A 13,403-nucleotide genomic window follows, 5' to 3' on the forward strand; every position below is an offset into this window, starting at 1 on the left:
CGCAGGGAACTAGCGAGGCCTTCCGTGCGTCAGATTTTTTGACATTTTGCGCGTGACACGACTCGGGTGGACCTTGTGTGCCATCTGACGTAGAACACACGTTTCACGCCCGACGTAGTTTCCCTGACGGCAGCAGGAACTGTTCTTTGAGGCACATTCCCACGATGATTTTGCACGACTTTATTTACCGATCTAGGCTTTTCCGAATTTTGGCTTTTGCCAGTTTGTTGCTCGCTATGACGACGCCTTTGTTCGCTGCGGATTCCAGTGAGAACCACAAATTGGCGAGTAAGCTGTTTGAGGAAGGCAACTTTCAAGAAGCGTTGGAAGCCTACGCCGCCGTGCTGGAAAATAACACCGCCGACACCGCCCATCTGGTGGCTAGTGTCGAGCGCTCGCTTGAGTGCTATCAGCGCTTGAACCGCGTGCAGGAAACCGACGTCTTCTTGGAATCGACGGCCAAGACTCATGCGGACAACTGGCAGGTGCTCGCCGCCGTGGCGCAGGGGACGATGAACCAGATTCATCACGGCACGTTGATCGGCGGCCAATTTGAACGCGGCGTCCACCGCGGCGATACCGGCAAGGTGGTCAATGCCGAAGCGCGTGACCGCGTGCGCGCGTTGCAACTGTTTCGGCAAGCCTATCGCTTGCTCGACGCAAGTCCCGAGGAACAAGGATCCTCAAAAGCCTTTTACTTTATACAGAATTTTGCGCTCGCGGTGCAGCGGGGCAACGACACCAGCCAATCTTGGCGATTGCAGGAGCTGACCGATCTCGAATTTCTGCCCGACTACGAAGAGGGTTGGAATCCACGGTTTGCCCCGCCGATTGGCGCACCGGTCGATGAAGCAGGTCAGCCTGTGTTTTATGGTCAGGCCACCTCGTGGGAAGCGGCAAAGAACGATGGCGAGCGGTGGCGATGGTTATTGGCCCAAACGGTTGAGTGGCAACCGAAGCGTAAAGCCTATGAGCTTGCCACGCGGGCCGACTTTTTGCTTTCGCAATTCGGCGTACAAACTTTGGCCGATTATGGCTGGTGGTTTGGACGGCAGGAAGTCAGCGGTGATTCGAAAGACACCGGCACGTTTGCGCTGCACACACTGACCGATGAGGAAACGATCGCGCGGCTCGCGACTGGCATTCAGCGGTTCAAACTGCCCGACGAACAGAACTATATCAAACTGTACGAACAAGCCGCCACGGCCGCGGCCGAGCATGAAGGAAGTGCCTATCTCACGCGTTGGGAGCAAGTGACAAGCTCGCTGGCCAGCATTTTTGAGAATCGCCGGCAGTATCCCCGCGCGGCTGAGTTTTGGGCTCAACTTTCGCAGCGCGGCCTCAACCAACAAGGGGCCCGCGAGCGCTACTTGCAGATCACCGCTCCCTGGGGACGCTTTGAACCCGTCTCCTCGCAACCTGCCGGTACGGGGGCAACGTTTGATTTTCGCTATCGCAACGGCAAACGGGTCAGCTTCGTCGCGCAGAAGATTGAAGTCAAAAAGTTGCTTGACGACGTGAAGGCGTATCTCAAGTCGAATCCCAATCATCTCGATTGGGAGCAATTGCAGATTGAGAATTTCGGCTATCGGCTCGTCACGAAAGATCAGAAAAAGTACGTCGGCGCGGAAGTCGCGCGGTGGAGCTTGGACCTGCAGCCTGCGGAGAAGCACATCGACCGCCGGATTTCAGTCACAACGCCGCTGCAAGAGCCGGGGGCTTATCTGGTGACCTCGACGATGGCTGGCGGGAACAGCACAAGCATCGTGTTGTGGATCAACGACACGGCGATTGTGAAAAAACCACTCGCTGGGGAAACTCTTTATTACGTGGCCGATGCGGTTTCGGGCCAACCGGTCGCCAAATGCAATGTCGAATTCTTTGGCTACTGGCAGCAGCATCTCGACGCGAACCGCTTCAAAATCGAAACCGTTAATTTCGCCGCGAACACCGATGCCAACGGCCTCGCGAAGATCAAAGCCGACGAGGCCAACCGACGGTATCAGTGGTTGGCCGTCGCCACGAATCCTCAGGGACGATTTGCCTATCTCGGGTTTCGCAACATTTGGGGGGGTGACTATTACGACCAGGAATATCAGCAAGTCAAAGTCTTCACGATCACCGATCGACCTGTTTACCGACCGCAACAGAAAGTTCATTTCAAATTCTGGGTCGCCAATGCGCAGTATGACATGTCGGATGAATCGCGGTTCGCGGCCAAGTCCTTTCAAGTTGAGATTCGCGATCCTAAGAACGAGAAAGTCTACAGTTCGCAGTTGATCTCCGATTTGTACGGCGGGCTGTCGGGAGATTGGGAAGTCCCCGCGGGAGCGACGCTAGGGCAGTACCAGATTAACGTGGTGAATCACGGCGGCGGGACATTCCGAGTCGAGGAATATAAGAAGCCCGAATTTGAAGTGTCGGTCGACGCGCCGAAAGAGCCGGTGCAATTGGGCGAGACGTTCACCGCTAAGATTACGGCCAAGTATTATTTCGGCTCGCCGGTGGTGAATGCCAAAGTTCATTACAAGGTGCTCCGCACGAACCACACCGATGCTTGGTTCCCACCATCACCGTGGGATTGGTTGTACGGGGCCGGTTACGGTTGGTTCTCGGAAGATTACAGTTGGTATCCCGGCTGGGCACGCTGGGGATGCGTGGCCCCCTCGCCGTGGGCATTCTGGCGAAATCCCGCGCCACCGGAAGTGGTGGCCGATCAGCAAGTTGAGATCGGTCCCGACGGAACGGTCAATGTCGAAATCGACACGGCCCTGGCCAAGCAGTTGCATCCCAATCAGGATCACAGCTACGAAATCCAAGCCGAGGTTGTCGACGAATCACGACGGACGATTGTCGGTACGGGCAAAGTGCTCGTTGCGCGCGAGCCGTTTAAGGTCATGATTTGGACCGACCGTGGCCACTATCGTACGGACGACACGATCACCGTGGGCGCCGCGGCACGCACACTCAACGGCAATCCGGTCGCTGGGAAGGGCAAGCTGCGTCTATTAAAAATTACGTACAAAGACGCCAAGCCCGTTGAAGCCGAAGTCGGGCGATGGGATTTGGAACTCGGTGAAACGGGGCGGGCCGAACTTCCGATCAAGGCGTCCGAAGAAGGGCAGTATCGCTTGGCGTTTGAGTTGACCGACGCTCAAGGTCGAACCGTCGAGGGGGGGCAAGTCTTTACGATAGCGGGTGCGAATTTCGATGGTTCGCAGTTCCGATTCAACGATATTGAGATCGTGCCTGACCGACGGACCTACGAGCCTGGCCAAAAGGCTGTTTTGCGAATCAATACAAACAGTGTGGGTTCGGCGGTGCTGTTGTTCCTGCGGCCAGCCAATGGAATCTATTTGCCACCGCAAATGGTGCAACTCGTGGGCAAGAGTACGCTCGTTGAAGTTGATATCGTGGCCAAGGACACGCCCAATATCTATGTGGAAGCGGTCACGGTTCACGGCGGTCGGATGCACACGGTCGTGCGTGAGTTGTTCGTGCCACCCGTTTCGCGCGTGCTAAATCTGGAAGTGCTGCCTTCGGCCAAAGATTACTTGCCCGGTGAAACGGCAAAGGTTTCGCTCAAACTTACTGACAGCCAGGGGAAGCCGTTTGTTGGTTCGTTGGCGCTAGCCGTTTATGACAAGGCACTCGATTACATCGCCGGCGGATCGAACGTGGGGGACATACGCGAATTTTTCTGGAAGTGGCGGCGACATCATCAGCCACAAGGAGAAACCAATCTGCAAGGGATGAGCTACGAAGTCAGCCCGCCTAATAAGCCAACGATGCAAAACTTGGGAATTTTTGGTGAAACCGTGGTCGATGAAATGGCCACCAGCGACGGCCGCGAATGGTTTCAATCGCAGCGTGGTCAACAACGGATGATGCTCGGAGTGGAAATGGCGGCACCGATGGCCGCAGCTGCGCCGGAAGGCGCGATGGCCAAGGGAGGCATGGCGGTAGCGGACTCGAGCGCGACGACGTCGGATGCAGTTCTGGTGGTTCCGACGATTCGTGAAAACTTTGCCGACACGGCGTTCTGGAAAGCGGCCCTGGAAACCAATGCCGAAGGGATCGCAGATGTTGAGTTCCCCATGCCGGATAATCTCACCACTTGGCGGATTCGCTCGTGGGGCATGGGGGCCGGCACGCGCGTGGGTGAAGGCTCGGCGGAAGTCGTCACGCGCAAGAATTTGATTGTGCGATTGCAAGCCCCACGTTTCTTTGTCGAGCGTGATGAAGTCGTGCTTTCGGCCAACGTGCATAACTATCTGGCAACCGAAAAAGAAGTGCGCGTTCGGCTCGAACTGGAAGGCGACACCTTGGAAGGCCCGCCGGAACTAGAACAAACTGTGACCATCGCGGCGAACGGCGAGCAACGGGTCGATTGGCGCGTGAAGGCCGTGCGTGAGGGACAAGCAACAATTCGGATGTCGGCTCTTACCGACGAAGAATCCGACGCCATGCAAATGAGCTTCCCCGTATTAATCCACGGCATGCTCAAAACGGAATCGTACACGGGCGTGATTCGCCCCACGGAATCGAAGCGGGATTTCGCGATTACGATTCCCAGCGAACGACGCGCGGAGCAAACGCGGCTAGAGATTCGCTACACGCCCACTTTGGCGGGTGCGATGGTCGACGCCCTGCCCTACCTGATCGACTATCCCTACGGTTGCACCGAGCAAACGCTTAATCGCTTTTTACCGGCCGTGATGACCCAGCAAGTGTTGCGTGATATGGGTCTCGATCTGAAAGCCATTCAAGAAAAACGGACCAATCTCAATTCCCAGGAAATCGGCGACGACGCGGAGCGGGTCAAGGGTTGGAAACGATTTGACGACAACCCGGTGTTTAGTGATACGGAGTTGGCTGCGGTTGTCACGGCGGGTGTGAATCGGCTCACCGAGATGCAGCTTGCTGATGGCGGTTGGGGATGGTTTAGTGGGTTGGGTGAACAGAGTACTGCTCACACCACGGCCACGGTCGTGCGTGGTTTGATTCTTGCCGAGAAAAACGGCGTGGCGTTGGTGCCGGGAGTTTTGGATCGCGGGTTGGCATGGCTGGAGAATTATCAGGCCGAGCAAGTCCGCATGATCGAGAACTACGCCATCGAGCAAGCCAAACCCGTGGCGGTACGGACCGGCATTCGCACCAAGCCCAAGGCCGACAATCTCGACGCCCTGGTGTTCATGGTGCTCAGCGAGCAACCGGTCACGCCCCCCAATCCCGATACGGTCGACGTTGACACCATGGATAAGATGCGCGAATTCCTGTATCGCGATCGCACGGACTTGGCGGTTTACAGCTTGGCGACTTTCGGCGTAGGACTGCACGCGCAAGGTGAGTCTGAAAAGCTCGCGATGGTGATGCGCAATCTGAGCCAATACGTCGAACAAGATGAAGAGAATCAAACGGCCTGGTTGAATCTGCCGCGTGGGTTTTGGTGGTTCTGGTATGGGAGCGAGTACGAAGCTCAGGCGTATTATCTCAAACTGCTATCGGCGACCGATCCCAAGAGCGAAGTCGCTCCGCGGATGGTGAAGTATCTGCTCAACAATCGCAAACACGCGACTTATTGGAACAGCACCCGCGACACGGCTTTAGTGATCGAAGCGTTTGCTGACTTCCTCAAAGCGAGCGGCGAGAACAAGCCGGATGTCACGATCGAAGTTTGGATCGACGGCCAGCAACGGCAGCAGATTTCCGTCACGCCGGAGAATTTATTCACATTTGAAAACAAGCTCGTCATCACCGGCGAAGAACTGGCTGCCGAAGAGCATACCGTTGAGATTCGCAAGCAAGGGGATTCGCCGGTCTATTTCAACGGTTATCTCACCAATTTTACGCTGGAAGACAACATCGCCGCGGCAGGTTTGGAACTCAAAGTGAACCGGCAATTCTCTAAGCTCACCCCGGTTGAAGCCTCGAAGACCGTCGCGGGGGGGCAAGGCCAAGTTGTCGAACAACGCGTTGAGCAATTCGACCGCGAGCCACTGGCGAATTTGGCGGAAGTGAAAAGCGGCGATCTCGTGGAGGTGGAGCTTATCGTCGAGAGCAAGAACGATTACGAATATATCTTGCTCGAAGACATGAAAGCCGCGGGATTCGAGCCGGTCGAAGTGCGGAGTGGTTACAACGGCAACGAGCTGGGGGCTTACATGGAACTCCGCGACGAGCGCGTGTGCCTGTTTATCACACGGCTCGCTCGGGGACGGCATAGCCTCACGTACCGGCTCCGCGCCGAGATTCCGGGCCGCTTCAGTGCCTTGCCCACCAAGGCCTCAGCAATGTACGCGCCGGAACTTCGGGGCAATTCCGACGAGATCAAATTGCAGATTGCTGATTGAGAAATTAAATATGGGGTGAATTTAACCACAAAGCCACGAAGGGCACAAAGAAGAAATGGAACCGCGGATGGGCGCTGTGTACGCTATTAAATTCATAATCGCTTGTTAGCGAAGATGAGCGGTTAATTTTTTGTGTGCTTCGTGTCTTTCGTGGTTACAAATCTGCAAAACTGGTACTAGGCTTCGCTCGGCACGACGGCAGGTTTTCTCGCGAGGATTTTTGCGAAACGCATTGCCGCGCGAGCTTGTACGCGAAAATCGAATTTGTGGTGAGATAGCGTTTTCCCAATCGGCGTGGTTCGCTGCACGCGCGGAATAGCCATTCGAGACCATTACGCTGCATCCAAGCCGGGGCCATCTTTTTGGTTTTGGCATGGAAATCAAACGCCGCACCGACGCACAATTGCACGGAGCGAATGCTTTCGCGGTGCTCATAGGCAAAGTGCTCTTGCTTGGGGCTTCCCAAGCCAATGAACACAAACTTGGCGCCGCTCGCATTGATGCGTTCGACGACCGCGCCATCTTCGGCAGGAGTCAGCGGACGAAACGGCGGTGATTCGGCTCCAGCAATCACAATCCCTGGAAAGCAGAGTTCGAGTTCGGCGATCAATTTGTCGAGGACTTCACGATTGGCACCGCCGTATAAATAAATGGGGGTGCCTTCGACTGCTGCCCGTTCGCAGACGCGGCGCATCGTTTCGGGTCCGTAAACACGCTCCTGCATGGCGGTGTCGTAAAGCATATTCAACGCCCAACGCACCGGCTGACCGTCGGGTGCAACAATGTTGAAGGAATTCACCCGCTGCTGAAGCTCCTTGTCGGTGCTCGCGCACACGACCGCGTGCGCGGCGTGAAAGGATGCAATGGCGGGGATATCGTGGTGCGCGGCTTCAAACAGCCGGTCAATCGTTTCCTGATAGTTGGTAGCGCTGACGGCGACCCCCATCAAGTCATAACGATTGGGCCAACGTATCGATGTTGCTTCGGTCATGGATGGTGTCCTGATGGCATTGAGAAATTGAATCGGGTTGCCGAGCTACTGCACCTTGGGTCTGCACGACGCTCGCGTAGATGTTCATGAGCTGCTCGTAGTTGGCGGCAGCGGTGTATTTGTGTTCGAATTCGGCACGGGCTTGCTCGCGCATGGCAGCGGTGTTGGGAGCATCAGCCACAATGCGTTTGACCTGCACAGCAAGGTCATTGGCATTACTCGGTTCGAAATGCAGACCTGTACGCTCGTGGCCGATCATTTCCGCCATGGCTCCCAGCCGCGAGACGACCGCCGGGGTGCCCACGGCCAAGGATTCGATCAGCGTCTTGGGACAGCATTCGTACCATTCGGAAGGCATCACCAGACACGTTGCCGCTTGCAGATGGCGAAGAACCTCGGGGCCTGATTGCCGTCCGAGCCACTCAATGCCGTTGTTTTTGGCAGCGTGCTCTTGCACCAGTGGCGCGAGCGGGCCATCGCCTAAGATTTTCAGTGGCAAAGTTTCGCTTAAGCGATCCCAAGCTTGGAGCAACGTGGCGATTCCTTTTTCCGGTGCGAGGCGACCCACAAACAGGGCGTAGCGTCCGGCTCCATCACCCACCCCGGGATCGGGCGAGAGGAAATTTGGCTTCACCGTGATCTTGTTCGCTGGTAGCCCACCCTCGACAAACTTCCGAGCAGAAAAATTGCTGAGCGCGACAAAACGATCCACCGTGTTTCGCCAAGTGCCTAGCAGCCGATGCGCCGTGGTCATGGCAGCAACCATACCCGTGGCAAGGCGGCTGGAACGGTAACAGCCGTGTATGACGCCGGGCAACGCTACTGATTTCCCGAGACAATCTTCACACGGCTTGCCATCGCGATAGAACGTGCTCGCCGGACAGAGCAGCCGGTAATTGTGAAGTGACTGGACTATGGGAACATGTTCATTCTTCGCCGCATAATACGCCGCCGGCGAAATGAGTGGAAACGTATTGGTGAAATGCACGACGTCGGGGCGCTCGTTGCGGAGCAACTTGGTGATTGAGCGATAGCTGTCGCGGTTCCAAAACGTTTTGGTCGCCAGTTCGAGGCGACTCATTTGCTCGACGTCGTCGTTGTGAACGGTGTAGCGTACGACTTCATGGCCATGCGATTCCAATAGCGCGGCCTCATCGGCAAAGACTTGGTCTTCGCCGCCGGCCTGTTGGTAGTGGTTGTGACACAGAAGAATTTTCATGACCGCGCTGCTCCTCGCAGCATGCCGCGCAGACGGTGCTTCATACGAGGTGCCCAGTCGTACCAACCGTTGAGCTTACCGGCGAGCGTAAAGCTGGTGTCCCAATCGAACACGCTGATTCGTCCCCAGCCGAAGGGATCGCGGCTTGCGTCCACGAGCGATGATTCGGTTGTCAGTGCGCACGATGCGCCAGAATCTCGCGCGGCGGTAAGCAGTTCCGCACTTGCATAACCGGCCGCGGGATTTCCGAACGGCAGCGAAAACATCGGACGCTCGACGCAAAATCGCAGCTTCAAGATTTCCGCAGAATGCTGCATCTCGTCGGCGAACTCGGCGACGTGCTGACGAAAATCGGCGTGCGTATGGGTATGCGTTCCTAAATCGATAAGGCCCGAGTCCAACATTTCAGTGCATTGGTCCGTGCGAATCGGACGGTAGTGATCCCCAGGAACTTGTGAAGCAAATTCTTGGCCCCAGGTATCAAAGGGAAACGGTGCATCGCCATCCAAATACGCGGTGCTCAAAAATAATGTGGCGGGGAGGGAAAGTTTCTGCAAAATCGGCCAAGCATGGGTATAAACCGATTCAAAACTATCATCAAACGTGACGACGACCGACTTTTCGTGAAGGGTCTTACCGCTGTCGTGACAAGCCAGCATTTCGGAAAGCGAGACAAATTGAAATCCACGTGCTCGTAAGCCCGTGAGTTGCTCGCGGAAGTGCGCGGGGGTCGTGTTGAACGGCGGTGCCGGAACGCCGGGTGTCAGTGGCGCTATGCGGTGATACATCAGAATGCCAAACGTGTCGGTAGCACGTCGGCCGCAACATCGCGATAACGTGCCGCCAGCCTGGCTGAGAACACGCATGGCGAGTTCGTTAGCACGAACCTTCAAAGTCGGCCGCCAGGATTCGACCGGCACTGTAGGAAGAGCCACCAATGATTTGTTTTGAGCAATCATGGGAGTCTCTTGGATTTTGGTTTGTCCAGTGCATAGTCGACCGCCAGGCGGATGCGCTCAGCGACTTGATCAATCGCCATACGAGCAACGGCCTGCCGCGCACGTTCACCCATTTGCGGCAGTTCATGGCGTGCTTCGTAGGCCAGTACAAGCTTCTCGTGCAAATCGTCGATTTCAATCGGATCGCAAACCCAGCCGTTCACGCCTTCCTCGACAAGCTCGGATTCGCCGCCATAAATCGAGCCAATCACGGGCAACCCCGCGGCCATCGCTTCCTCAAACGCCAACGAGAAGCAATCTCTGAGCGTCGGAAAGACAAACACATCGGCGGCAGCGCAAACTTTGGCGAGGTCCTTTCGCGGGACGAAGCCCAGCACGCGCACATTGGTCAACCCGGCTTCGGCAACCTCGGACTCGAGAAACTTGCGATCGTTGCCTTCACCGGCAAAGAGCAGTGTGGCATCAACATTCGATTTTCGGCAAAAATCATTCCAGGCCCGGAAGAGATTGTCGGTTCCCTTGAACTTCACGATCTGACCAACGTAGAGATAGCAGACACCAGAAATATTGTGCTGCTGGCGGAACGTTTCTCTCTCGAAATCGCTCACCGGTTGATCGAACGACTCAAGATCAAGAGCTTGGCCAACCTCAAAAATGCTTTCCGCTGGAACCTTAAGACTCTCCAGATATTGGCGAGATTGCACGCCATTGCAGATATAAGCATCGGGAATAGATCGTAACAGTTTGCGAACCAGTCGTTGTGACCGACCGATAAACGATTCGGTATGGTTGGTTCCCTCGTTGTAGACGATCAGCTTATGACCCGTCAGCTTGGCGGTGAGCGAGGCAAGGAGCGTGCGCACGCCGAATTCGTTGCTCAGCACCACGTCGGGCCGAAACTTAAACATGTCGGGAACGATACCGACGGGCAGATGCACTTCTTTGTCGACGACGCATTTTTGATCTTCGCCAAAATTTTGCCGCCGCATGTATTTGAGCGAATAACTCTGCTTCGTGTTGAAGCCGTCGGTTGCTGTTACGTCCCACAGCCGATCGAACTCGCGATCGATGCACGTGAAGACTTGAAATTCCCAACCCGGCGTGGCCGCCAATTCACGATACAACGGCACACGGTAAGGCGTGTTTTCGTTGGTGAGCAATGCTACGCGCAGCGAACGACGCTTTGACGTTCTCATGGGTGCAACGGCGGATGGCAATTCCAATTGTGCGGTCATAAAGCAGCGAGCCTTTTGTCGGAGCGAGCAATTTCGCTCTGGTGCCAGTAGAGCGCGAGCAACCATAAAACGGTGTGCGTGCGCGGCATCGGGCCGAAAAGTAGCGACTCGGTAAGGCCGGCGACGACGAGGATCACCAGCACGAGCGCGGGGAAAAGTTCGCGGTAACGGATCACATTGTCGAACAAACCCAAAAACATCGCGGCGAGAAGTAAAGTTCCCACGATGCCCGTGGTGAGCATCACATTCAGAAACGTGTTGTGGGCGTGATGCAGTTCGCCCATTTGATAGCTGTTGCCGTTGTACTCGTAGAGGGCTTGCCGTGAGCAGCCGTAGCCATAACCCCAGAGCGGAGACTCTCCAATTTGCTTAAGCACAAAGGGCCAGAATTCCGTTCGCCCGGTTACGTTGTAGATTTCTTCCTGCGTGCCGGAACGTGAGGCGAGTGTGAGAACATCTTTCCCGCGAACGGAGACCAGCCCGCAGGCAAAGACAAAAACTAACACGGTTCCAGTCACTGCCCCCGTCAACGCCAGTTTCAATACTCGTTCGCGTGGTGCCTTCATTAAAATTGCGAGACCGATGATGCCGAACGCCGCAAGAAACGACGTGCGACTCTGGGCCGACGCGATCGTGACAAGGCCGATCAGAATTGGCAGCAGTGATTGTTTCCAACGCATGAAACGGCAATCCACAAGCGCGAGCGTAGCCGCGATCAGCCAAACACCCTGGAAACCCAGCTGTTGGGCATCGCCTCCCACACGGTATTCGATTTCGCCCCCAGCTTCATAAGCGGAGCGTCCGATTGAAGGGACCAAATAATAAAGCGACCACGCCATCACGATGAACGCCAGGGAAGAGACAAAAATCGTGATGAGGATTTGCTGCTTCTCAAGTTGGGCCAGCAAGGCCGGAACAAACAGAGCCACGCACAGCAGTACAATGCAAGCCGTCGCAGCATAGGATGGCGAAATCGCGATGGGAACCGTGGCCAACGCCCAGCCACAAAACAAGAATGCCCAGGCACCAGGAAAATTTAGCAGAAAGGAATAGCTGGATCGCCAATAAACCAACCCATAGAGCCCACAGGCAAAGCAAATCGCCAGCCGCATTAAAAGTTGCCAATCGAGTCCAAACGTCTCATCGGCATTGGGGCGGAAGTCGTAGCTGGGAATAATCAGCAACACGAACAACAGCAAGCAACTCAGCCAAGCCGGTGCTTTTGCGGGAAGAACCTTTTCGTGCAGCGGTTGGGTCAATCGCAAGGCGGCGGAGCTCATGAATTGGCCTCTTCCGCCGGTGTTGCATTAGGCAACGAATTTGACCGCACGTTCAAAATGATGGCGGCGAATAAAAGCAATGTGCTCACTGTGTAGCCAGCCAGCGCGCCTAAGGGAATGCTCAGTTCGGCCCAGCGATCAAACGCCAAATAGACAAATACGCACATCACTACGGCCCCCACGAGCCGCGTGTAAACTCCCAAAATGGCTTTGTTGCGTCCTTGCAAAAAGGCTTCCGCCACGCGGCCGCAGCCAGCCACGGCATAAGCAGGCAGCAGCACCAAGGCGAGTGGTACAGCTCCGCGAAAATCTGGTCCAAAAACCAACACCATCAACGGTTCCAGTACGAGCGCAAACGCCACGACAGCAATCAGCTGTACCCCCGCAATCAAAGCTGCGGATTTTGCCACGTGGCCTGCCGTGGGGCGTCGTTCACGGCGTGCTCCGGCATTGAAAGCAAATAGCGACAAAGCAATCGGCACCACGAGCAGCAGATTGGCCGCGGGTACGGCAGCGGCATAATACCCTTGAATTGTGAAACTGGTGAGCCACATGAACAGAAAAATGTCGAGCCGGTCACAAAGGTCCGAAACTAAGACATTGAGAGCATAAGGTCGGCCGCGATGCAAAATTCGCTGCACAGTGGGGCCATTGCGAGTGACTGAAGGTTCTTCTGCAACCGATCGTGAAAGCCGTTGATAAAGCAACCCCATCAAAGGCGAAGCGGCAAACAAAATCGAGGCTACAAACGCCGTATGAGCGCCGCAGGCCCAGGCGATTCCAAGCAATAGCGGAAAGGCAACGCCAGCAGCAAGGCGGCTCATGTTGTAGCGGCGGAAATCTCCCCGGCCATGATCGACCGACAGCCATAACAGACGAACATGCTCAAACGGCAGAAACAACGAACACAACAAACAGAGCGGGGCCAGATATCTTTTGTCGGGCGGTAGGGCTGTGAAGGCAAGCACGGCGACAACCAGCATCGTTCCAAAGCCAGTGAGCATTCCCAAACGCCGGGTCGAGTATATCAATCCCACCGCATCTTTGTGCTTCCGTGCCGCCCAACGCGCGACGGCGTATTGGGTACCCAACATGCCGACGTAAATCAAAGTTTGCGTGTAAAACACGGCCGTCGCGTATTGCCCCCGTCCATCCGGGCCGAGCATGCGCGCGAGAAATACGCCCTGCAGCGTCATGAAGCCAAACAGCACGAACGAAGTCACGACCGTGGCGAAAATGTCGCGCGAGATATACTTCTGCAATGCCTCGACAAGCGATTTGCGTCCACGACCGATCAGGCCGACGCCGTCGGTCATGTCAGCCTCGCCAGCGAGGGCGGCATATTGCGGCGGGTTAGATGACATGT

General features: G+C 55.9%; 7 protein-coding genes. 1 reads left to right on the forward strand and 6 read right to left on the reverse strand.

The genetic code is table 11. The features are described 5' to 3' along the window. Nucleotides 1–236 precede the first annotated feature (236 nt). On the forward strand, nucleotides 237–6,353 hold the full coding sequence (locus tag AC6T8Q_RS08975; RefSeq protein WP_500678753.1) for an alpha-2-macroglobulin family protein: 6,117 nt from the start codon (nucleotides 237–239) through the stop codon (nucleotides 6,351–6,353). Nucleotides 6,354–6,507: 154 nt separating this feature from the next. Here the strand turns inward: AC6T8Q_RS08975 and AC6T8Q_RS08980 are convergent, their stop codons facing one another. Genes AC6T8Q_RS08980 through AC6T8Q_RS09005 form a run of 6 tightly spaced genes read right to left on the reverse strand, consistent with a single transcriptional unit; the run spans nucleotide 6,508 to nucleotide 13,401 of the window. Then, nucleotides 6,508–7,344: a WecB/TagA/CpsF family glycosyltransferase gene (locus AC6T8Q_RS08980; RefSeq protein WP_500678754.1), complete on the reverse strand. Its 837-nt coding sequence runs from the start codon at nucleotides 7,342–7,344 to the stop codon at nucleotides 6,508–6,510. Continuing rightward, nucleotides 7,304–8,563, reverse strand: a complete 1,260-nt coding sequence (locus AC6T8Q_RS08985; RefSeq protein WP_500678755.1) for a glycosyltransferase — start codon at nucleotides 8,561–8,563, stop codon at nucleotides 7,304–7,306. Before AC6T8Q_RS08985 ends, AC6T8Q_RS08980 begins: the two co-directional genes overlap by 41 nt. Continuing rightward, entirely contained in the window at nucleotides 8,560–9,522 is a 963-nt protein-coding gene (locus AC6T8Q_RS08990) for a polysaccharide deacetylase family protein (protein ID WP_500678756.1), read from the reverse strand. Before AC6T8Q_RS08990 ends, AC6T8Q_RS08985 begins: the two co-directional genes overlap by 4 nt. Then, the gene (locus AC6T8Q_RS08995) at nucleotides 9,519–10,718 is read right to left on the reverse strand and encodes a glycosyltransferase family 4 protein (RefSeq protein ID WP_500678757.1); all 1,200 of its coding nucleotides are present in this window, start codon (nucleotides 10,716–10,718) and stop codon (nucleotides 9,519–9,521) included. The genes AC6T8Q_RS08990 and AC6T8Q_RS08995 overlap by 4 nt, the downstream gene beginning before the upstream one ends. Nucleotides 10,719–10,753: 35 nt before the next feature. Continuing rightward, nucleotides 10,754–12,037 (reverse strand): O-antigen ligase family protein, encoded by a 1,284-nt coding sequence (locus AC6T8Q_RS09000; protein ID WP_500678758.1) that lies wholly within the window; start codon nucleotides 12,035–12,037, stop codon nucleotides 10,754–10,756. Further along, a complete protein-coding gene (locus AC6T8Q_RS09005; RefSeq protein ID WP_500678759.1) occupies nucleotides 12,034–13,401 on the reverse strand; it encodes a lipopolysaccharide biosynthesis protein in 1,368 nt (455 codons plus the stop codon). Before AC6T8Q_RS09005 ends, AC6T8Q_RS09000 begins: the two co-directional genes overlap by 4 nt. Between the last annotated feature and the right edge of the window lie 2 nt (nucleotides 13,402–13,403).

Source organism: Bythopirellula sp., from assembly GCF_041737835.1.
GTDB lineage: Bacteria > Planctomycetota > Planctomycetia > Pirellulales > Lacipirellulaceae > Bythopirellula.

Coding starts and splice junctions, on each gene's coding strand:
- AC6T8Q_RS09005 (WP_500678759.1), bottom strand. CDS start 13,401: ATGTCATCTAACCCGCCGCAATATGCCGCCCTCGCTGGCGAGGCTGAC.
- AC6T8Q_RS08995 (WP_500678757.1), bottom strand. CDS start 10,718: ATGAGAACGTCAAAGCGTCGTTCGCTGCGCGTAGCATTGCTCACCAAC.
- AC6T8Q_RS09000 (WP_500678758.1), bottom strand. CDS start 12,037: ATGAGCTCCGCCGCCTTGCGATTGACCCAACCGCTGCACGAAAAGGTT.
- AC6T8Q_RS08990 (WP_500678756.1), bottom strand. CDS start 9,522: ATGATTGCTCAAAACAAATCATTGGTGGCTCTTCCTACAGTGCCGGTC.
- AC6T8Q_RS08985 (WP_500678755.1), bottom strand. CDS start 8,563: ATGAAAATTCTTCTGTGTCACAACCACTACCAACAGGCCGGCGGCGAA.
- AC6T8Q_RS08975 (WP_500678753.1), top strand. CDS start 237: ATGACGACGCCTTTGTTCGCTGCGGATTCCAGTGAGAACCACAAATTG.
- AC6T8Q_RS08980 (WP_500678754.1), bottom strand. CDS start 7,344: ATGACCGAAGCAACATCGATACGTTGGCCCAATCGTTATGACTTGATG.